The sequence below is a fragment of the Streptomyces sp. B93 genome (genome assembly GCF_018070565.1).
Lineage (GTDB): Bacteria > Actinomycetota > Actinomycetes > Streptomycetales > Streptomycetaceae > Streptomyces.
Genome location: NZ_JAGPXL010000003.1, coordinates 67,924 through 88,072, shown reverse-complemented (window position 1 = coordinate 88,072; position 20,149 = coordinate 67,924). Strand labels below are relative to the sequence as shown.

At 75.1% G+C, this 20,149-nt stretch carries 14 protein-coding genes; 11 read left to right on the top strand and 3 right to left on the bottom strand.

Annotated features, from left to right (window positions below; genetic code table 11):
* The first annotated feature begins 28 nt into the window (after positions 1 to 28).
* The 3 genes from KBY47_RS04135 to ppdK all read left to right on the top strand — a co-directional run bounded on the left by KBY47_RS04135 (position 29) and on the right by ppdK (position 6,656).
* A complete protein-coding gene (locus KBY47_RS04135; protein WP_210919497.1) occupies positions 29 to 2,761 on the top strand; it encodes an HAD-IC family P-type ATPase in 2,733 nt (910 codons plus the stop codon).
* Between the two features lie 293 nt (positions 2,762 to 3,054).
* Complete coding sequence (locus KBY47_RS04130; RefSeq protein ID WP_210919496.1) at positions 3,055 to 3,957, top strand: universal stress protein; 903 nt, start codon at positions 3,055 to 3,057, stop codon at positions 3,955 to 3,957.
* 14 nt (positions 3,958 to 3,971) lie between these two features.
* On the top strand, positions 3,972 to 6,656 hold the full coding sequence (gene ppdK, locus KBY47_RS04125) for a pyruvate, phosphate dikinase (RefSeq protein WP_210919495.1): 2,685 nt from the start codon (positions 3,972 to 3,974) through the stop codon (positions 6,654 to 6,656).
* On the opposite strand, the gene KBY47_RS04120 is transcribed toward ppdK, so the two are convergent.
* Positions 6,625 to 7,332, bottom strand: a complete 708-nt coding sequence (locus KBY47_RS04120; protein ID WP_308405034.1) for a nucleoside/nucleotide kinase family protein — start codon at positions 7,330 to 7,332, stop codon at positions 6,625 to 6,627. The genes ppdK and KBY47_RS04120 overlap by 32 nt on opposite strands.
* Positions 7,333 to 7,452: 120 nt before the next feature.
* Between KBY47_RS04120 and KBY47_RS04115 the strand changes: the two genes are divergently transcribed.
* The 4 genes from KBY47_RS04115 (at position 7,453) to KBY47_RS04100 (ending at position 12,092) form a co-directional block, all read left to right on the top strand.
* Positions 7,453 to 8,190, top strand: coding sequence for a beta-phosphoglucomutase family hydrolase (locus KBY47_RS04115; protein ID WP_210919493.1), 738 nt, complete (start codon positions 7,453 to 7,455; stop codon positions 8,188 to 8,190).
* On the top strand, positions 8,187 to 10,529 hold the full coding sequence (locus tag KBY47_RS04110) for a glycoside hydrolase family 65 protein (protein ID WP_210919492.1): 2,343 nt from the start codon (positions 8,187 to 8,189) through the stop codon (positions 10,527 to 10,529). Before KBY47_RS04115 ends, KBY47_RS04110 begins: the two co-directional genes overlap by 4 nt.
* Before the next feature lie 142 nt (positions 10,530 to 10,671).
* The gene (gene prcB, locus KBY47_RS04105; protein WP_210919491.1) at positions 10,672 to 11,529 is read left to right on the top strand and encodes a proteasome subunit beta; all 858 of its coding nucleotides are present in this window, start codon (positions 10,672 to 10,674) and stop codon (positions 11,527 to 11,529) included.
* 71 nt (positions 11,530 to 11,600) lie between these two features.
* Entirely contained in the window at positions 11,601 to 12,092 is a 492-nt protein-coding gene (locus tag KBY47_RS04100; RefSeq protein WP_210919490.1) for a DUF5709 domain-containing protein, read from the top strand.
* 71 nt (positions 12,093 to 12,163) lie between these two features.
* Here the strand turns inward: KBY47_RS04100 and KBY47_RS04095 are convergent, their stop codons facing one another.
* Positions 12,164 to 12,370 (bottom strand): hypothetical protein, encoded by a 207-nt coding sequence (locus tag KBY47_RS04095; protein ID WP_210919489.1) that lies wholly within the window; start codon positions 12,368 to 12,370, stop codon positions 12,164 to 12,166.
* A gap of 335 nt (positions 12,371 to 12,705) precedes the next feature.
* On the opposite strand from KBY47_RS04095, the gene KBY47_RS04090 reads away from it, so the two are divergent.
* The gene (locus KBY47_RS04090) at positions 12,706 to 13,590 is read left to right on the top strand and encodes a GNAT family N-acetyltransferase (protein WP_210919488.1); all 885 of its coding nucleotides are present in this window, start codon (positions 12,706 to 12,708) and stop codon (positions 13,588 to 13,590) included.
* Here the strand turns inward: KBY47_RS04090 and KBY47_RS04085 are convergent.
* Positions 13,580 to 14,464 carry a Gfo/Idh/MocA family protein gene (locus tag KBY47_RS04085; RefSeq protein WP_210919487.1) on the bottom strand — a complete coding sequence of 295 codons (885 nt, stop codon included), beginning with the start codon at positions 14,462 to 14,464 and terminating at the stop codon, positions 13,580 to 13,582. The genes KBY47_RS04090 and KBY47_RS04085 overlap by 11 nt on opposite strands.
* A gap of 251 nt (positions 14,465 to 14,715) precedes the next feature.
* Here KBY47_RS04085 and KBY47_RS04080 point away from each other — a divergent pair, with 251 nt between their 5' ends.
* From KBY47_RS04080 to KBY47_RS04070, 3 genes are all read left to right on the top strand, one after another.
* Positions 14,716 to 15,660: a dienelactone hydrolase family protein gene (locus KBY47_RS04080; RefSeq protein ID WP_210919486.1), complete on the top strand. Its 945-nt coding sequence runs from the start codon at positions 14,716 to 14,718 to the stop codon at positions 15,658 to 15,660.
* Positions 15,661 to 15,873: 213 nt separating this feature from the next.
* Complete coding sequence (locus KBY47_RS04075; RefSeq protein ID WP_210919485.1) at positions 15,874 to 18,639, top strand: LuxR family transcriptional regulator; 2,766 nt, start codon at positions 15,874 to 15,876, stop codon at positions 18,637 to 18,639.
* A 143-nt stretch (positions 18,640 to 18,782) separates the two neighbouring features.
* Complete coding sequence (locus KBY47_RS04070) at positions 18,783 to 20,057, top strand: CdaR family transcriptional regulator (RefSeq protein WP_210919484.1); 1,275 nt, start codon at positions 18,783 to 18,785, stop codon at positions 20,055 to 20,057.
* Positions 20,058 to 20,149: the final 92 nt, after the last annotated feature.

Genomic DNA, 20,149 nt, shown 5'->3' with positions numbered 1-20,149 from the left:
CGCCCGGCCCGCGGAGGGGAGAACAGCGATGACTGGCCCGGTTGTGGTGGGCGCACGGACGCCGACCGCCGATCAGACCGACCCGGCGGCCCGGGATGCCTACCGGCTGCCGCCCGAGACGGTGGCGGACGGCCTGGGTGTGGACCCGGCGGCCGGGCTCGGCACCGAGGAGGCCGCCGAACGCGCCGCCACGCACGGGCCGAACCGGCTGGCCGAGCCCGCCCGGCGGCCGGAGTGGCTGCGCTTCCTCGACCAGTTCCGCAACTGGCTGATCGGCATCCTGCTGCTGGCCGCCGTCGTCGCGGGCGCCATCGGGGACCTCAGGGACGCCGCGGTCATCACCGTCGTCGTGCAGATCAACGCCGTACTCGGCTACCTCCAGGAGCGACGCGCCGAACGCAGCCTGGAGGCGCTGCGCCGGATGCTCGTGCCGACCGCGCGGGTCCGCCGCGACGGGGCGGAACAGGAGGTCGCGGCGGACGCTCTCGTTCCCGGTGACGTGGTGCTGCTGGAGGCCGGGGACCGGGTACCGGCCGACGGGCGGCTCACCGTCGCCGAGTCGGTGGAGGTGGCCGAGGCCGCCCTGACCGGCGAGTCCCAGCCCGTCGCCAAGAGCACCGCCGCCGTCCAGCCGGCCGGCGACGGTCCCGCGCCGCTCGCCGAGCGCACCGGCATGCTCTTCATGAACACCGCGCTGACCCGGGGCCGCGCCGAGATGGTCGTCACCGCCACCGGCATGCGCACCGAACTCGGCACCATCGCCGAGGCGCTGCGCACCGGCGCGGAGCCCCCGAGCCCGCTCCAGGTCCAGCTCGACAGCCTCGGCCGGCGGCTCGCCCTGCTCAGCGGCGTCGCCGTCGTCCTCTACGCCCTCAGCGCCCTGGTGCGCGGCGAGTCGCTGGCGGACATCGCGCTGCGGGCCGTCGCCCTCGCCGTCGCCGCCATCCCCGAGGGCCTGCCCGCCGTCCTGGCGCTCACCCTGGCGCTCGGCGTCTACCGGATGGCCCGCCGCGGAGCCGTCGTCAAACGGCTCGCCTCCGTGGAGTCGCTCGGTTCGGCGACCGTCGTGTGCAGCGACAAGACCGGCACCCTCACCCTCAACGAGATGACCGTCCGCGCCCTGTGGGCCGCCGGACGGCGCTACGACGTCACGGGCGAGGGATACAGCACCGAGGGCGCCGTCCGCGCCGGGGACGGCGGCCCGGGCGGGCGCGAGGTGGCCGAGGCGGTGCTGCCGTTCGCGCTGTGCAACGACGCCCGGCTCACCGACGACGGCTTCCTCGGCGATCCCACCGAGGCCGCGCTGGTCGTGCTGGCCGCGAAGGCCGGGCTGGACGCGGACGGGCTGCGCGCCCGCTCGCCGCGCACCGCCGAGCTGCCCTTCGACGCGGCGACGAAGTACATGGCCACCTTCCACGCCGGGGCCGACGGGCGGACCCTGGTGCGGGTCAAGGGCGCGGTGGACGTCCTGCTCGACCTGTGCGGCAGCGTCCGCACGGCCGACGGGACCCGCCCGCTCGACGAGCGCCGCCGCGCGGAGATCCGCGCCGTCACCGCCGAACTGGGCGGCGCGGGACTGCGCGTCCTCGGCGCGGCCACCGCCGAACTGGAGGGGGAGGCGGCCGGCCCGCCGGAGCTGCCGTCCCTGACCCTGACCGCGGTCGCCGGGATCGCCGACCCGCCCCGACCGGCGGTGAAGGAGGCGATGGCGCTGTGCCGGTCGGCGGGCGTCTCGGTGAAGATGATCACCGGCGACCACGCGGACACCGCCGCGGCCATCGCCCGGGAACTGGACATCCCCGGCGAGGTGGTCACCGGCGCCGACCTGGACCGGATGACCGAGGACGACCTCACGGCACGCGTCGACGGCATCGGTGTCTTCGCCCGGGTCGCGCCCGAGCACAAGGCCGCCATCGTGCGGGCCCTGTCGGAGCGCGGGCACATCGTGGCGATGACCGGGGACGGCGTGAACGACGCCGCCGCGCTGCGCGCCGCGCACATCGGGGTGGCGATGGGCGTCACCGGGACCGACGTGGCCAAGGAGGCCGCGGACATGGTCCTCACCGACGACGACTTCGCCACCATCGTGCGGGCGGTGCGCGAGGGGCGGGCCATCTACGCCAACATCGTGAAGTTCGTCCGCTTCCAGCTGGCGACCAACATCGGCGCCATCCTGACCCTGCTGGTCGCCTCGCTGGCCGGGCTGCCCGCGCCGCTCACCGCCGCCCAGCTGCTGTGGATCAACATCATCATGGACGGGCCGCCCGCGATGGCGCTGGCCGTCGACCCGGCCCGCGACGACGTGATGCGCCACCCGCCGCGCGACCCGCGCGAGCGCATCCTCGACCTCCGGCGCATGCTCGCCATCGGCCGGGCCGGTGCGGTGATGGCCCTCGGCACCGTGGCCCTGCTCGCCTTCGCCCGTGAGCAGACCGGCACCGAGACCGCCCTGACCATGGCCTTCACCACCTTCGTCCTCTTCCAGCTGTTCAACGCCCTCAACGCCCGCGCGGACGACGGGCCCGTCCTGGGCCGTCACCAGCTGCGCAACCGCACGCTGTGGCTGTGCCTCGCGGGCGTCCTCGCCATCCAGGTCGCCGCGGTGCACGTGCCGTGGGCCCGCACCATCTTCGGCACCGTGCCGCTGACCGGCGCGGAATGGCTCCTGTGCTTCGCCGTCGCCGCGACGGTCGTGCTGGCGGAGCTGGTGTGGCGGGCGGCGGGGCGGGTGTGGCGGAGGGTGCGGGGGAGCGCTGCCTGAGGTTTCGCCGGGTTCGTGGGGGGCGCGGTCCGTGGTTCGCGGGCCGCGGGCCGTGCGTGGCCGGTCGCGCAGTTCCCCGCGCCCCAGGCTGGGAAGAGCGTCCCCCGTTTGAAAGGCGCCGTTGTCTCATCGTCTGCCGGGTCCCCCCAAGGGGCCCGGCTGACCGCTGTGTTCGGCCGGGACCAACGGGGCCGAACGGTCCCTGCGCGCACCCCGGCCGACCCATCGTCGGCGGAGGGCGCGGGCGGGACGCTGAGGGGGACAGAGCGGACCGAGCACAGGAGGTGTGCCGCATGCTTCCGCCCGTAGTCGCCGGAGTCGACGGATCCCCAGAGAGCCTGGCCGCGGCCGAGTGGGCCGCCCGGGAGGCCGAGCGCCGTGGGTGCGGCCTGCGGCTGCTGCACGCCCGGGAGGGCGCGCCGCGCCGGTACCCGGAGGCGTCGACCGAGGCGGCGCTGCGCCACCTCGCGCGGCGCGCCCTGCGTCGCGCGGAGGACCGCGTGGACGGGGCCTGCCCCGGACTGCGCCACGACGACGAACAGGTGCCGGGACCGGCCACCGCCGCCCTGCTGAGCGCGGCGGACCGCGCCGAGCTGCTGGTGCTGGGCTCCCGCGGCCTGAGCGGCTTCACCGGGTTCCTGGTCGGCTCGATCGCGCTCGGCGTCATCGCCCGCGCGAGCACCCCCGTCGTCCTGGTCCGCGCCGACGAGGAGGCCGGGGACGCGCACCTCCCGGCCCCCGACGGCAGCGCCAGCACCACCACCCCGTACCGGGACGTGGTCCTCGGCCTGGACGTCACCGAGGCCTGCGACGAGGTGATCGAGTTCGCCTTCGAGGCCGCCCGGCTGCGCGGCGCCCGGCTGCGCGTGCTGCACGCCTGGCAGCAGCCGTCCGCGTTCGGCCTGGGACCGGGCGACGTCGCCCTGGTCGACGACCCGTACCGCGCCGAGGAGTGGCAGGGCTTCCTTTCCGCCGTACTGCGCGTGTGGCGGGACAAGTATCCCGAGGTACCCGTGCTGGAGACGGTGGTGCGGGAGAAGCCCGCGACCGCCCTGGTGCGCGCCGCCTCCGAGGCGAGCCTGCTGGTCGTCGGCCACCGGCTCACCGAACGCCCCGTCGGGCCGCGCACCGGCCCGGTCACCCACGCCGTCGTCCACCACGTCGGCTGCCCCGTCGCCGTCGTCCCCCACAAGTGAGAGGCCCATCGGAGATGAACGCACCGATCAAGTACGTGTACGCATTCGGCGAGGGCGGCCGGGAGATGGCCGGCCTGCTGGGCGGCAAGGGCGCCGGACTCGCCGAGATGACCCGGATCGGCCTGCCCGTGCCCCCCGGGTTCACCGTCACCACCGAGGCCTGCCGCACCTTCCTGGCCAGTGGCGCGGAACCCCCGGAACTGGCCGGACAGGTCTCCGGGGCCCTGGCCGGTCTGGAACGGGCGATGGGCCGTCGGCTCGGCGCCCCCGACGACCCGCTGCTGGTGTCCGTGCGCTCGGGCGCCCGCTTCTCGATGCCCGGGATGATGGAGACCATCCTCGACATCGGCCTCAACGACGACTCCGTCACCGGCCTGGCCAAGGCCTCCGGCCGGGAGCGGTTCGCCTGGGACTCCTACCGCAGGCTCGTGCAGATGTTCGGGCACACCGTGATGGGCGTGGACGGCGACCTCTTCCAGGAGGCCATCGCCGCGCACCGCGAGAAGCTGTCCGTCGCCGCCGACCAGGACCTCGACGTCGGTGAACTCGTCGCCCTCACCGACGAGTTCAAGGAGATCATCCGCCGTGCGACCGGTGAGGAGTTCCCGCAGGACCCGGCCGAGCAGCTGCGCCGCGCGATCCGCGCCGTCTTCGACTCCTGGAACGGCGAACGCGCCCGCGTCTACCGCCACCGCGAACACATCTCCGAGGACCTCGGCACCGCCGTCAACGTCCAGGCCATGGTCTTCGGCAACCTCGGCGCCGACTCCGGCACCGGCGTCGCCTTCACCCGCGACCCCGCCACCGGCGAACGCGGAGTCTACGGCGACTACCTGCCCGACGCCCAGGGCGAGGACGTCGTCTCCGGCGTCCGTGACGCCGTCCCGCTCGCCGAGCTGAAGCGGCTCGACCCGGCGTCGTACCTCGAACTCGGGGACCACCTGCGCACCCTGGAGAACCACTACCGCGACCTGTGCGACGTCGAGTTCACCGTCGAGCGCGGCAAGCTGTGGATCCTCCAGACCCGGGTCGGCAAGCGCACCGCCCAGGCCGCCTTCCGCATCGCCCGCGACCTGCGCGAGGAGGGCCAGATCACCGCCGACGAGGCGCTGGTGCGGGTCGACGGCGACGCCCTGACCCGGCTGATGTTCCCCCGCTTCGACGTCCGCCCCGACGACGTGCCCCTCGCCAAGGGCGTGCCCGCCTCACCCGGCGCCGCCGTCGGCGCCGTCGTCTTCGACTCCGCCACGGCCCACCGCCGGGCCGCCGCCGGGGAACAGGTCGTCCTGGTGCGCCGCGAGACCACCCCCGACGACCTGCCCGGGATGATCGCCGCGCAGGCCGTGCTCACCAGCCGCGGCGGCAAGACCAGCCACGCCGCCGTCGTCGCCCGCGGCATGGGCAAGGTCTGCGTGTGCGGCGCCGAGTCGCTCACCGTCGACCCCGTCGCCCGGCGGCTCACCACCGCCACCGGCGTCGTGGTGAGTGAGGGCGACACCGTCTCCGTCGACGGCACCGCGGGCACCGTCCACCTGGGCGCGCTGCCGCTGACCGCCTCCGACGTGGGGCAGGCGCTGGAGACCCGGGAGGCCACCGGCGAGGTCACCGCCGCCGTCCTGGACGCCCTCGCCCACGCCGACGAGGTCCGCCGCCTGGAGGTGCGGGCCAACGCCGACACCCCCGAGGACGCCGTCCGCGCCCGCGCCCTGGGCGCCGAGGGCATCGGCCTGTGCCGTACCGAGCACATGTTCCTCGGCGAGCGCAGGGCGCTGGTCGAGGCGATGATCCTGGCCCGCGACGACGAAGCCCGCGCGGACGCGCTCAGCGCCCTGCTGCCGCTCCAGCGGAACGACTTCGTCGGCATCCTGGCCGCCATGGACGGGCTGCCGGTGACGATCCGGCTGCTCGACCCGCCGCTGCACGAGTTCCTGCCCGACCGCACCGAACTCGCCGTCCGGCTCGCCACCGCCGTACACCCGGACCCGCACGACCGTGCCCTGCTGGCCGCCGTCGAGCGGATGCAGGAGCAGAACCCGATGCTGGGGCTGCGCGGGGTCCGTCTGGCGCTGGCCGTGCCGGGTCTGGTCGCCATGCAGGTCAGGGCCATCGCCGAGGCCGTCGCCCAGCGGCGGCTCGACGGCGGCGACCCGCGCGCCGAGATCATGATCCCGCTGGTCGGCACGGTCGAGGAGCTGCGCCTGGTGCGCGCCGAGACCGAACGGGTGCTCGGCGAGGTCGCGGCGGAGACCGGGGCACGGCTCGACCTCCCGATCGGCACGATGATCGAACTGCCGCGCGCCGCGCTCACCGCCGGACGCATCGCCGAGGTCGCCGACTTCTTCTCCTTCGGCACCAACGACCTGACCCAGACCACCTGGGGCCTGTCCCGCGACGACGCCGAGGCCTCCTTCGTCCCGCTCTACCTCGACGAGGGCGTCTTCGACACCTCACCGTTCGAGACGATCGACCAGGAGGGCGTGGGCCGGCTGGTGGAGATCGGCGTCGAGGCCGGACGCGCCGCCAACCCCCGGCTGGAGACCGGGGTGTGCGGCGAGCACGGCGGCGACCCCAAGTCCATCCACTTCTTCCACCGGGCGGGACTCGACTACGTCTCCTGCTCGCCCTTCCGGATCCCCGCGGCCCGGCTGGAGGCGGGCCGCGCCGCCCTCACCGGGACGCTGACGAGCGACACCCGGTGACCCGGTCCGGTGCGGGCACCGCCCGCACCGGCACCACCAGGTCCGCCCGCTCCCGCGTCGGCGCGATCAGGTCGGCGTTGCGCTGATCCGTGCCCGTCGCCCACGCCACCGCCGCCTCGTGCGCCTTGCCGAACTCCTCGTGCCGGGCGACGAGGCGGCGGATGCGTTCGCCCTCCGGCAGCTCGCAGAACCACACCTCGTCCAGCCGCTCCCGCACCCGCGGCCAGGCCCCGCCGTCCAGCAGCAGGTAGTTGCCCTCCGTCACCACCAGCCGCACCGACGGCACCACCGGGACGGCCCCGGCGATCGGCTGTTCGAGGACCCGCTCGAACCCCGGCGCGTACACCGTGTCGCCGGTCTCCTCCCGCAACCGCCCCAGCAGCGCCGCGTACCCCGCCGCGTCGAAGGTGTCCGGGGCGCCCTTGCGGTCCCGGCGGCCGAGCCGGTCCAGCTCCACGTCGGCCAGATGGAAACCGTCCATCGGCACCCGCGCCGCCCACGGTTCACCGTCGCCGTTCAGCTCCCGCACCAGCCGCTCGGCCAGCGTCGACTTGCCCGCACCCGGACCGCCCGCGATGCCGAGCAGGGCCCGGCGCCGCCCGCCACCGGTCAGCGCGCGGGCCCGCGCCAGCAGATCGTCGAAGGTCAGGGGCTCGCCCCGCTCGTCGCCATGCACACCGCCGAGTGTGTCAGAGCCGCCCCGTTCCCCTCGTACACCCGCGCGCATTCCCACAAGTCCGCATCATGTGGTCCTCATTACCCACTCAACGCGCGCTCGTGGGGAACGGTGTCCCTTATGAAGGATCTCGGTCTGCCCGAAGGCATCCTGGCCTGTCTCTTCGACCTGGACGGCGTCGTCACCAAGACGGCCGCCGTCCACGCCGCCGCCTGGAAGGAGACGTTCGACGCGTTCCTGCGGGACCGCGACGGCGAGCACTTCCGGCCGTTCGACGCCCACGACTACGACGAGTACGTCGACGGACTCCCGCGCGCCGACGGCGTACGCACCTTCCTCGCCTCCCGCGGCATCCACCTGCCCGAAGGCACCCCCGAAGACCCACCCGACGCGGCGACCGTGCACGGCCTCGGCAACCGCAAGAACGAACTGCTCCTGACGAGGATCCGCACCCAGGGCGTCGAACCCTACGACGGCACCCTGCGCTACATCGACGCCGTCCGCGCCCACGGGCTGCGCACCGCCGTCGTCTCCTCCAGCGCCAACACCCTCGACGTGCTGCGCTCCATCGACGCCGAGCACCTCTTCGACGTACGCGTCGACGGCGTCACCGCGCGCGAGCGCGGCCTGCCGGGCAAGCCGCGCCCCGACACCTTCCTCGCCGCCGCCCGCGACCTCGGCGTCACCGCGCGGCAGTCGGCCGTCTTCGAGGACGCCCTCGCGGGCATGGACGCGGGCCGCGCGGGCGGCTTCGGGTACGTCGTCGGCGTGGACCGCGTCGGACAGTCCGACGCGCTGTACGCGCACGGCGCCGACATCGTCGTCGGCGACCTCGCCGAACTGGGAGGCAAGGCGTGATAGCGCAGCGGTCGTACGCCGTCGAGCCCTGGACGGTGCGGGAGACCTCCCTAAACCTCGACGTCCTCTCCCAGAGCGAGTCCGTGTTCGCCCTCTCCAACGGGCACGTCGGCTGGCGCGGCAACCTCGACGAGGGCGAACCGCACGGACTGCCCGGCAGCTACCTCAACGGCGTCCACGAGGTGCACCCGCTGCCCTACGCCGAGGCCGGGTACGGCTACCCGGAGTCCGGCCAGACCGTCATCAACGTCACCAACGGCAAGGTGCTGCGCCTCCTCGTCGACGACGAGCCCTTCGACCTGCGCTACGGACGCCTCGTCAGCCATGAACGCACCCTCGACCTGCGCCGGGGCGTCCTGACACGCGTCTGCGAATGGACGTCACCGGCGGGCACCACCGTCCGCGTCCGCTCCACCCGGCTGGTCTCGCTCACCCAGCGGGCCGTCGCCGCCGTCGCCTACGAGGTGGAACCCGTGGGCCGCCCCGCCCGCGTGGTCATCCAGTCGGAACTGGTCGCCAACGAGTCGCTGCCCGACCCGGACGGCGATCCCCGGCAGGCCCGGGTCCTGAAGTCACCGCTGGAGCCCGAGGAACACTTCGCGGCGGGCCCCCGGCTGCGCCTGGTGCACCGCACCCGGCACAGCGGACTGCGGGTCGCCGTCGCCGCCGACCACGTCGTCACCGGCCCCGAACGGACCACGACCGGCAGCGAGAGCAACGTCGACGTCGCCCGGCTCACCGTCACCTCGGTGCTGGAGCCCGGCCAGCGGCTGCGGGTGGAGAAACTGGTCGCGCACGGCTGGTCAGCCAACCGCTCCCGCCCCGCGATGAGCGACCAGGCCGAGGCGGCGCTCGCCGCGGCCGCGCACAGCGGCTGGCCCGGACTGCTGGCCGAACAGCGGGCCTACCTGGACGACTTCTGGGCGCGCGCCGACGTCGAGGTCGACGGCGACGAGGAGATCCAGCAGGCCGTCCGCTTCGCCCTCTTCCACGTCCTCCAGGCGGGCGCCCGCGCCGAGGGCCGCGCCATCCCCGCCAAGGGACTCACCGGCTCCGGCTACGACGGGCACGCCTTCTGGGACACCGAGACCTTCGTGCTGCCCCTGCTCACCTACATCTCCCCGGACGCGGTCGCCGAGGCGCTGCGCTGGCGGCAGTCCACACTGCCCGCCGCCCGGGAACGCGCCGCCCAACTGGGGCTGCGCGGAGCCGCGTTCCCCTGGCGGACCATCGAGGGCTCGGAGGGGTCGGCGTACTGGCCCGCGGGCACCGCCGCCTTCCACGTCAACGCGGACATCGCCGACGCGGTGACGCGGTACGTCACCGCGACCGGCGACACCGACTTCGAACGCGACACCGGCCTGGAGCTGCTGGTGGAGACCGCCCGGCTGTGGCGCTCCCTCGGCCACCACGACCACCACGGCGTCTTCCACATCAACGGCGTCACCGGACCCGACGAGTACAGCGCGATCGCCGACGACAACACCTACACCAACCTGATGGCGCGGGAGAACCTGCTCGCCGCCGCCGACGCCGTCGAACGGTACCCCGAGCAGGCGGCCCGGCTCGGCGCCGACGACGAGGAGAGCGCCGCCTGGCGGGACGCGGCCAGGGCCGTGCACCTGCCCTACAACGCCGAACTCGGCGTCCATGAACAGCACGCGGGCTTCACCCGCTACCAGCGCTGGGACTTCGAGGGCACCCGGCCCGAGCAGTACCCGCTGATGCTGCACTTCCCCTACTTCGACCTCTACCGCAAACAGGTCGTCAAACAGGCCGACCTGGTCCTCGCCATGTACACCTGCCACACCCACTTCGACGAGGAGCACATCGCCCGCAACTTCGCCTACTACGAGCCCCTGACCGTCCGCGACTCCTCCCTCTCCGCCTGTGTCCAGGCCGTCGTCGCCGCCCAGGCCGGACACCTGCGGCTCGCCCACGACTACACGGCCGAGGCCGCCCTGATGGATCTGGAGGACCTGGAGCACAACACCCGCGACGGACTCCACATCGCCTCCCTCGCCGGGACCTGGCTGGCCCTGGTCGCCGGGTTCGGCGGGATGCGCCGGGAGGGCGGCACGCTGCGCTTCGCGCCCCGGCTGCCGGAGAAGATCAGCCGCCTCGCCTTCACCCTCCAGCTCCTCGGCCGGCGGCTGCACGTGGAGATCGCCCCCGACAAGGCCACCTACACCCTGCTGAGCGGCGGACCCCTGACCATCCACCACCACGGCTCCCCCGTGACCGTACGCCCCGACGACCCCGCCGTCCGCGACGTCCCGTCCCCGTCCTACCGCCCGGCGCCCGAACAGCCCCCGCACCGGGAGCCCACGGTCCGCTGACCCCAGCCTCCGGTTGCTCCCCGCTGTCTCCGCCTCCGTGGCCGCCCCCGGCCGCGGAGGCGCCGATGACGTCCGGCGTGTTTCCCGTCCCGCCGGGTCAGGTAGGAGTCGGATGTCGGACCGGAGCAGAGGGGGGAACGCGATGGCGGGCAACGAGTGGGAGGGCGGCCGGCTGGGGGAGGAGTTCTTCACCCCCGGCACCTCGTCGTTCACCGAGTTCCTCGCGGCGCACCGCCCCGGGCTGCTGCCCACCCGCAGCCCCTTGCCCGACGGCGTGCGCGCCGAGCCCGGCCGGTTCCCGCACGGCACCACCGTCCTCGCCCTCGCCTACGCCGACGGCGTACTGATCGCCGGGGACCGCAGGGCCACCATGGGGAACCTCATCGCCCAGCGCGACCTGGAGAAGGTGCACCCCGCCGACGACCACACGGCGGTCGCCTTCGCCGGAAGCGTCGGACTCGCCCTCGACATGGTCAAGCTCTACCAGGTCGAACTCGCCCACTTCGAGAAGATCGAGGGCACCCCGATGACCTTCGGCGCCAAGGCGGCCCGGCTCGCCGGCCTGCTCCGGCAGAACCTCGCCCAGGCCATGCAGGGCCTCGCCGTCGTCCCCCTCCTCGCGGGCTACGACCCCAAGGCCCCCGGAGGCCGCCGCGGCCGCATCTTCGCCTACGACGTGGCGGGCGGCGCCTACGAGAAGTCAGCCTTCCACGCCGAGGGCTCCGGCTCCCCGTACGCCCGGGGAGCGCTGAAGAAGCTGTACCGCACGGGCATGGACCGGCGTGAGGCGGCCCTGGCCGCGCTGCACGCCCTCTACGACGCCGCCGACGACGACTCCGCGACCGGCGGCCCCGACGTCTCCCGGCGGATCTTCCCCCTCGTCTCGGTGATCACCGAGGACGGCTTCGAGCGCCTCGCCGAGCCGGAGACGGCGCGGCTCAGCGAGGAGATGATCACCCAGCGCCGGGCCCGCCCGAACGGCCCGAACGCCGCTCCCTGAGCCTCCCGGGAGGTTGGCGGCCCCGGAACGGGAAACGCGGAAGGGGACCACCAGCACCACAGGGAGGCAGCATGGGCACGGAACGGACGAACCCCGAACCGATGGGGGACGACGTCTACCAGCCCACCGGGACCAACGAGGAGCAGGAGGACGCCGCACCGCTGGACCTGGAGAACGCCGTCGACGAACGGACCTACGACGACACCCTGGACGAGGGCTACTCACCGCCGGAGAAGCCGCTCGGCGTCACCAAGCACGGCACCACCGCCGCCGAACAGCACGAGGGCGAGAGCCTCGACGAGCGGCTCGCCCAGGAGGTCCCCGAGGCGGGCGCGCCCGTCGGGGACGGTGTCGGCGACCTGCCGGAGGGGGAGGGCGAACCGGTCGACCCGGAGGCGGGCGGCGAGCGCGCCGGACGCCTGGTCGCCCCGGACGAGGGCCTGCGCCCCGACACCACCAAGGAGGAGGTCGCCGAGGACGTCGGCATCGACGCGGGCGCGGCGGGCGCCGAGGAGGCCGCCGTCCACATCGTCGACGACGACATGACGCCCCCGCCCGACTGATCCCCCCGTCCCGTCACCACGGCAGGGGCACCGCCCGGTGCGGTGCCCCTGCCCTTTGCCTGCGTACGCCGCTAAGGAAGCAGCTTGTCCAGCGCGGCGGGGCCTTCCGCCGCCAGTTTCCGCTCGGCCCACTCCAGGTTGCGCGGGGTCAGGTCCTTGCCGGACGCGAGCACCACGTCCTCGGCCGACACATCGGTGCCGGGGCGGATGTGGAGCAGGGCGTCGGGGGTGGCGCGGTCCTGGGAGGGCTGGGACGCGCCGGACTGTGACGTAGACATGATCTGTGCTCCTCGGTCCGGGTCACTGCTTCGGCCCCGCTGCTGTCATCGGGTCCGATAACTCACGATTCACCCCGGGAGCCCGCCATGCAATCCCGAGACGCGGCAAACCGCCCCTGGATGTCGGTTTCGGCGCAGGCCGGGGCACCGATCCGGGTTCCGCGAAAAACCGCTGGACGATCACGCGGGGCCTCTCGTACCGTCAGACGCCACGCCCCGAGACGACGGAAGGAGGCAGTGCCGTGCGATTCCCCCTGTTTCAGCGCTCCCTTCCCGTTGCCCCGGCGTGCCGTGCCTGACCTGCCCGGGAGCGCTCCCCGCAACCCGGAGGACCCATGACCGACCTGGTCATCCGCTCGCTCGACGACAGCGAAGCGGCCCTTTTCGACGCGCTCCCCGACCCCCTCGGCCACCACGAGACCCACCGCAGGACCCGGCACCGCCCCGACTGGCGGCGCGTCGCCCTGCGCGACGGCCGGGTTGTCGCCCGCGGCGCCTGGTGGGGCGGCCCCGACGACCCGGAACCGGTCAACATCAACTGGTTCGACGTCGCCGAGGGCGAGACGGAGGCCGGCGCGGAGCTGCTGCGCACCGCCCCCTGGCGGGTCGAGCTGGAGCTGACCCTGCCCAGCGGCTGGCGCGAGCACGCACCGGCCCGCGCCGCCGCCGAGACCCGCTTCGCCGCCGCCCGGACCGCCGGATACGACCTCCTCGTGGAGCGCTTCCTCTACCGCTGGACCCCGGACCTGGGCCTGCCGCCCCGCCCCACCCGCCTGGTGTACGACCCCGAACCGGACGACGCGGTGTTCCTCGACGCCCTGCGCCGCATCCACTCCGCCACCCTCGACCAGCACGCCCTGCTCGCCATCGACAAGGGCGGCGTGGACCTCGCCGCGCGGGAGGAACTCGACTTCTTCCACTGGTGCCCGTCCCCCCGCGAGTGGTGGCGCGTCGCCCGCACCCCCGGGGGCGACGCGGTCGGCATCCACATCCCCGCCCACAACCCCTCGGGCCCCTGCATCGGCTTCATCGGCGTCCTGCCGGAACAACGCGGCCACGGCTACGCCTACGACCTGCTCGCCGAGTGCACCCACTTCCTCGCCGAACGCGGCGCGGATTTCATCGCCGCGGCGACCGACCGCGGCAACACCCCGATGGCCGCCCACTTCGAACGCGCCGGGTTCCCCGTCGTACGCGAGCGGATCTGCTTCAGTCCCTGACGCCCAGCAGTCCCTCCGCCTCCGCGAGTATCTCGGTGACGCGGAGGGCGAAGGCCGCGTCGCAGGGGTGGGGGACGCCGGTGGCCGCGGCGGTGCGCAGGGCGTCCGCCGCCCGGGTCAGGGCGTCCACCGCGGTCTCGGTGCCGGTGGGCAGCTCGGTCACCCCGGCGGTGCCGCGCAGCTCGACCCCGGCGCCCGCCGCGGCCACCGGCGCGGTCAGGCTCAGGGTGAGGGTGCTGGACGCGCCGCCGTCGTGGTCGAGGACCAGCTGGACGGTGTCCCGCGGCCCGCGCGCCGCGGCGGCCACCCGGCGGGCGTCACCGAGCACCGGCAGCAGCACGCTCAGCGCGTGCGGGCCCACGTCCCACAGCGCGCCCCGCTCCCGCCGCCACGGGGACGCGGCGAAGGGGCTGTCGGTGGTGAACACCGCGCCCAGCCACTGCGCCCGCGCCGTGAACCAGCCCCCGGCCGCCGCCTGCGCGTCGATCCACGCCTCCGGCTCCCGCTGGAACCGTGTGGTGAAGAAGACCACCGAGGCGACCCCCGCCTCCCGCACGGCCTCCACCACGGCCCGCCCCTGCGCCACCGTCGGTGCCAGCGGCTTGTCCAGCAGCAGATGGCGGCCCGCCCGCGCCGCCCGCGCCGCGAGGCCCGCCTGCACGTCCGGCGGCAGCGCCACCGCGACCGCGTCCACATCGGCGATCAGCGCGTCCACGTCGTCGTAGGCCCGGACCCCGTACTCGTCGGCCAGTTCCTTCGCGGCCTCGGGGCGGCGTCCCCACACCCCGGCGAACTCCAGCTCGCCGTGCCCGCTCAGGGCCGGTGCGTGTGCCATCCGCGCCCACGGCCCGGTGCCCAGCAGTCCGATACGCATGCCGTCGCCTCTCTGTCGCCCACGAGGTTCCACGAACCGGTGCCGAGCGTCGCACACCCGCTCGCCGCGCCCTCGACCGCCCTCCCCGCACGACACCGGTGATTTCGCCGGTCCCCCCGCCGCGGGTCCGCCCCGACAGTGGCGGGGCCAGCCAGTTCGGCGGCGCCCGTCGGACGCGGTCCACGCATCCTCCACGCCAGTGGGACCGCGTACGGCCGGGCCTCCCCACATGACCGAGAGGACCCCCAGTCGTGCAGGAGCACCCGCACAGCAGCACCGCCACCAGCGTCACCAGCACGCCCCCCACCGGCCGCGCCCGCCGCGGGACGCGCCGCCTCGCCGGCGCCGCCGCCGCGATCGCCGCCGTGGTCGGGCTCTCCACCCTCACCAGCCCCGGGGCGCACGCCGCGGACAACCCCTACGAGCGCGGCCCGGCGCCGACCAACAGCAGCATCGAGGCGCTGCGCGGCCCGTACTCCGTCTCCCAGACCAGCGTGTCCTCGCTGCTCGTCTCCGGCTTCGGCGGCGGCACGATCTACTACCCGACCAGCACCGCCGACGGCACCTTCGGCGCGGTCGTCATCTCGCCCGGGTTCACCGCCTACGAGTCGTCCATCGCCTGGCTCGGACCGCGCCTCGCCTCCCAGGGCTTCGTGGTGTTCACCATCGACACCAACACCACGCTGGACCAGCCCGACTCGCGGGGCCGTCAGCTGCTCGCCGCGCTGGACTACCTCACCGAGCGCAGCTCGGTGCGCGGCCGTGTCGACAGCAGCCGCCTGGGCGTGATGGGCCACTCGATGGGCGGCGGCGGCAGCCTGGAGGCGGCCAAGTCCCGGCCCTCCCTCCAGGCCGCGATCCCGCTCACGCCCTGGAACACCGACAAGACCTGGCCGGAGCTGCGCACCCCGACCATGATCATCGGCGCCGACGGCGACACCATCGCCCCGGTCGCCACCCACTCCGAGCCCTTCTACAACAGCCTGCCGTCGTCCCTGGACAAGGCCTACCTGGAGCTGAACAACGCCACGCACTTCACCCCGAACACGAACGACACGACGATCGCCAAGTACAGCATTTCGTGGCTGAAGCGATTCATCGACAACGACACCCGCTACGAGCAGTTCCTGTGCCCGCTGCCGCGGCCCAGCCTCACCATCGAGGAGTACCGGGGCAACTGCCCGCACACCTCCTGACACCCACCGGGGTGCCCCGGCGGCGGTCGCGCCCGGCGCGCGGCCGCCGCCGGCGTTGTGCCGGGGCCCGGCCGGTCCGTCTCCGGCCTGGGCACCGGCACAGACCTGCGCCGCCGACACCGTACGAAACGGCAGGTCGCGGCGCGGATGAGCGGGGCGGGGCCGCGGACGCCCGGCTTCCGGGCCCGGTTACCTGTACGTAACCTCCCGGGAATGACCGTATCGACGACCGTGCGAGCGCCTGGACGGCTGTACGGGCGCGACACCCAACGGCGGGCCGTGGCCGCCCTGCTGGACCGGCTGCGGACGGACAGCGCCGTTCTCGTGGTGACCGGCGAGCCGGGACTCGGCCGCACCGCCCTGCTCGGCCACGCGGCCCGCGCCTTCGACGCCGGACGCGTCCTCACCGTCCCCGCCGAACCGTCCGGCACCCGCGCGTCCTACGCCGCCGTGCACACCCTGTGCCGTACGGCGGCGGCCCTGGCGGCGGAGACCGGGGCCGCGGTCGGCGCGGCCGGGACGGGAGCCCCGCCGGTGCGGGCGCTGCTGGACACGCTGGCCTCCGCCGCCACCGACGCCCCGCTGCTGCTCTGCGTCGACGACGTCCACCTGTGGGACAGCGCCTCCCGCGCCGCCCTGGGCCAGGCCGCCCGGCGGCTGCACGTGGCGGGCCGGGTCGGACTCCTCGTCTCCACCGCCGGGCACCGCGCCGCCGAACGGGACCTCGCCGGACTGCCGGTGACCGGACTGCACCCGCTCGCCCCGCCCGACGCCGGAGCGCTGCTGGACGACGTCACGGGCGGCGGCGTCGACCCCACGGTCCGTGAGGAACTGCTGGAGGAGGCCGAGGGCAACCCCGCCCTGCTGCTGGCCCTGGTGCGCCGGCTGGCACCCGCCGAGCTGGCCGGGCAGCGGCCCCTGCCCCGGCCGCTCGCCGACGCCGGGGTGCTCACCGGCGTGGCCGGGGAAGCGCTGCGCGGCCTCCCGCCCGCCGCGGCCGACCTGCTGGTCACCGCGGCCGCCGCGCTGCACGAGTCCGACGACCTCGCCGTGGACGCCGACCTGGTCCTCAGATCCGTACGGCGGCTGCGGCCCGCCGCCTCCGCCCCCCGCCACCCGCTGCCCGACGCCGTGGACCTCGCCGACGGCCGGTTCCGGTTCGCCGGGAGCCTGCTGCGGCGCGCCGCCTACGCCGGGGCCCCGCCGGAGCGGCGGCGGGCCGCACACCGGGCGCTCGCCCAGGTCCTGGCGGCCGACGGGCAGCGGCTCCCGGCGCTGCTGCACCGCGCCTGGGCCACCACCTCACCCGCACCCGTGATCGCCGCCGAGCTGTCGGCCACCGCGGCCGACGCGGGCGTCGCGGCCTCCGAGCGGCTGCGCGCCCTGGCGCACAGCCGTGCCGCCCAGCTCGCGGCGGACCCCACGCGGCGCGCCGCCAGCCGTACGGCCGCCGCCGAGCAGGCACTGCACGCGGGCCGCCCCCGCTGGGCCCTCGGGCTGCTCGGCGACGCCGTCCACAGCACGCTGCCGGAGGCCGTGCGCGGCCGGGCCGAGCTGGTGCGGGGTCTGGCCGAGCGCTACGACGGCCCGGTCGCCGACGCCCGCGAGTCCCTGCTGTCCGCCGCCGGCCTGCTGTCCGCCGAGGAGCCGGACCTCGCCATGGCCGCCGCGCTCGCCGCCGCCGACGCGGCCTGGGCGGCGGGCGACGCGGAGGCCTGCCTGGACGCCCTCGACGCCGGGCGGCCCGCCCCGGCCCCGGCGACCGGGCCGCATCCCGCCTCCGACTACCGCCTCGGCCTGCGCGCCGTACTGGAGGCACGCTTCGACGACGCGGCGGCCCCGCTGCGCCGCGTGGTGGCGCTCGCCCCCGTCGACGGCGAACCCGACGCCCTGCTGCGCCCGGCGGTCGCCGCACTCCTCCTCGGTGACATGTCCGCGGCGGCCCGGTCGGGGGCGCGGGCCCTGGCGGCGGCCCGCGCCCGCGGCTCCGGCGCCCTGGTGCCCCGCGCCCTGGAGTACCTCGCCTACGCCGAACTGCGCGCCGGACGCCACGCCCTGGCCCGCACCCACGCCGAGGAGGGACTGCGCGCCGCCCAGCGCGCCGGGCAGCGCAACACCGCCGCCCACCACCACGCCGTACTCGCCCTGGCCGCGTCGATCGAGGGCGAGACCTCCGTCGTCACCCACCATGTGGCCGCCGCCCTCACCACCGCCCGACGGCACGGCCTGGCCCAGGCCGCCACCCTCGCGCACTGGGCCGCCGCCCGTGCCGACCTGGGCCGGGGCCGTCCACTGGAGGCGGCGGACCGGCTCGGCCCACTGGTCAGGACCGGACCCCGGCGCGGTCACTTCGCGGTGTGGATGCTCGCGGTGCCCTGCTTCGTGGAGGCCGCCGTGCTCGCCGGACGCCCGGGGGACGCCCGCGACGTCGTCGCCGACCTCGCGCTGTGGGCCGCCCTCGGCGCCGACGCCCAGGCACCCGCCCAGCTGGCCCGCTGTCACGCCCTGCTCGCGCCGCCCGAGCACGCCGACGCGCTCTACCTGCGCGCCCTGCACCTGCACGAGAGGACACCCGGCGACTTCGAACGGGCCCGCACCCAGCTGCTGTACGGCAAGTGGCTGCGGCGACGGCGCCGGCTGCGCGAGGCCCGCGACCGGCTCGGCGCAGCGCTGGCGGCCTTCGACCACTGCGGCGCCGGGGTCTGGGCCGAGCAGGCACGCCAGGAGCTGCGCGCCAACGGGGCGGCGACCGGCGCGACCGGCGGCGGGGCGCTGTCCCGGCTCACCCCCCAGCAGTGGCGTATCGCACAGTGCGTGGCCGAGGGCGCCACCAACCGAGAGGTCGCCCGGAGCCTCTCCGTCAGCACCCGCACCGTGGACTACCACCTCCGCAATGTCTTCGCCGCCCTGGGCGTACGGTCCCGGGTCGAGCTGGCCCGACTGGTGGAGCAGTCGGAAAAGACCGGTGCACAACCCTAGGGACCGACCGGACGGTATGCCATCCTTCGGGGCAGCAAGAGTCAGATGCCGGCCACCGCAACGGGCACCCCGGCCGACCGGGAACCGGTCGGAGGCCCGCGGCGACCGCACCGCCGGGCAACCGACCCTGGGGGAGGACCGCGATGCAGCAAGCACTACGGCCACGAACGGCGACCCGCCTTCGACCCACCGCCGTCCCACCACCACGCGCCGGACGTCCCGTCCGGTCGCTGATCGACGCCGACGCCATCCACGTCCTGCACCGCGCCGCCCGCGTGTTGCAGAACGACCTGCCCGACCTCACCGACCGGCTGGTGGCCGTGCTCCAGGAGGAGGAGCCGTCCTACCGGTCCGCCATGGAGACCGAACCCGTCGCCACCTGGCAGGAGGTGCACCGCTCGCTGCGGCACAGCGTCGCCTCCCTCCTCGACCCGCGCGGCGCCCGCGACGGCGCCCGCCGCTGCACCTGGAAGATCGGCGCCCGCCGCGCCGAACAGGGCATCCCCCTCGACGCGCTGCTGCACGCCTTCCGGCTGGGCGGCTCACTGGTCTGGCAGGGCCTGGTCGAGGAGACCTCACGGACCGCGCCGGAGGACATCCGCCTCCTGGTGCACGTCGCCTCCGACGTGTGGAACTTCGTCGACGAGCACTGCACCCTCGTCGCCGACGCCTACCGGCAGGTGGAACGGCAGCTGGCCTGGCGCCGCGAGAACCGGGTACGGGTGCTGGCCGCCGCCCTCCTCGACGGCACCAGCCGCATCGCCGACCTGCCCGAGGCCGCCGAGGTCCTCGACCTGCCCGAGAGCGGCCGGTACGTCGTCGTCGCCATCGCGGGCGGCCACCCCGCCCAGTGCGCCGACGCCCGCGCCCTCGCCGTACCGCCCGGCCTGCCCGCCCACTGGCACTCCGGCGCCGAAGCGGACTACGGCATCGTCCTCGTCGGCGACGGCGACCTGCCCGAGCCGGTCCTCGAGCCCACCGGGCCGACCGCGGGTGTCCGCATCGGCATCGGCGGCGTCGTCGAGGGCCTGGCCGCGGTGGGGGAGGCCCGCGGGCTCGCCGACACCGCGCTCACCATCTGCCCACCGGAGGGCGGCGCGGTCCGGCTCGCCGACCATCTGCCCGCCGCCCTCATCGTCACCTCACCCGAACTCGGCGCCGCCCTCAGCGACCGGGTCCTCGGCCCGCTCGCCCGGATGGACCCCGCCGACCGCGAGGTCCTCCTGGACACCCTCGCCGCCTGGCTCGCCTGCGACGGCTCCGCCCAGCGCGCCGCCCGCCGCCTCTACTGCCACCGCAACACGGTCCTCAACCGCCTCCGCCGCTTCGAACAACTCACCACCCGCTCCCTGGCCCGCCCGTCCGACCTCGCCGAGATCACCCTGGCCCTGACGGCGAGGCGCCTGCTGCGGCCGTGAGCCGGGACCCGCCACCGCGGGCCGGTACGCACACCTGAGGAACTCGCGCCGGCCCTCGGCAAGGGACCGGCAGGAGATCCACGGGCCATAAC

Coding starts and splice junctions, on each gene's coding strand:
- KBY47_RS04135 (WP_210919497.1), top strand. CDS start 29: ATGACTGGCCCGGTTGTGGTGGGCGCACGGACGCCGACCGCCGATCAG.
- KBY47_RS04130 (WP_210919496.1), top strand. CDS start 3,055: ATGCTTCCGCCCGTAGTCGCCGGAGTCGACGGATCCCCAGAGAGCCTG.
- ppdK (WP_210919495.1), top strand. CDS start 3,972: ATGAACGCACCGATCAAGTACGTGTACGCATTCGGCGAGGGCGGCCGG.
- KBY47_RS04115 (WP_210919493.1), top strand. CDS start 7,453: ATGAAGGATCTCGGTCTGCCCGAAGGCATCCTGGCCTGTCTCTTCGAC.
- prcB (WP_210919491.1), top strand. CDS start 10,672: ATGGCGGGCAACGAGTGGGAGGGCGGCCGGCTGGGGGAGGAGTTCTTC.
- KBY47_RS04100 (WP_210919490.1), top strand. CDS start 11,601: ATGGGCACGGAACGGACGAACCCCGAACCGATGGGGGACGACGTCTAC.
- KBY47_RS04095 (WP_210919489.1), bottom strand. CDS start 12,370: ATGTCTACGTCACAGTCCGGCGCGTCCCAGCCCTCCCAGGACCGCGCC.
- KBY47_RS04090 (WP_210919488.1), top strand. CDS start 12,706: ATGACCGACCTGGTCATCCGCTCGCTCGACGACAGCGAAGCGGCCCTT.
- KBY47_RS04085 (WP_210919487.1), bottom strand. CDS start 14,464: ATGCGTATCGGACTGCTGGGCACCGGGCCGTGGGCGCGGATGGCACAC.
- KBY47_RS04075 (WP_210919485.1), top strand. CDS start 15,874: ATGACCGTATCGACGACCGTGCGAGCGCCTGGACGGCTGTACGGGCGC.
- KBY47_RS04070 (WP_210919484.1), top strand. CDS start 18,783: ATGCAGCAAGCACTACGGCCACGAACGGCGACCCGCCTTCGACCCACC.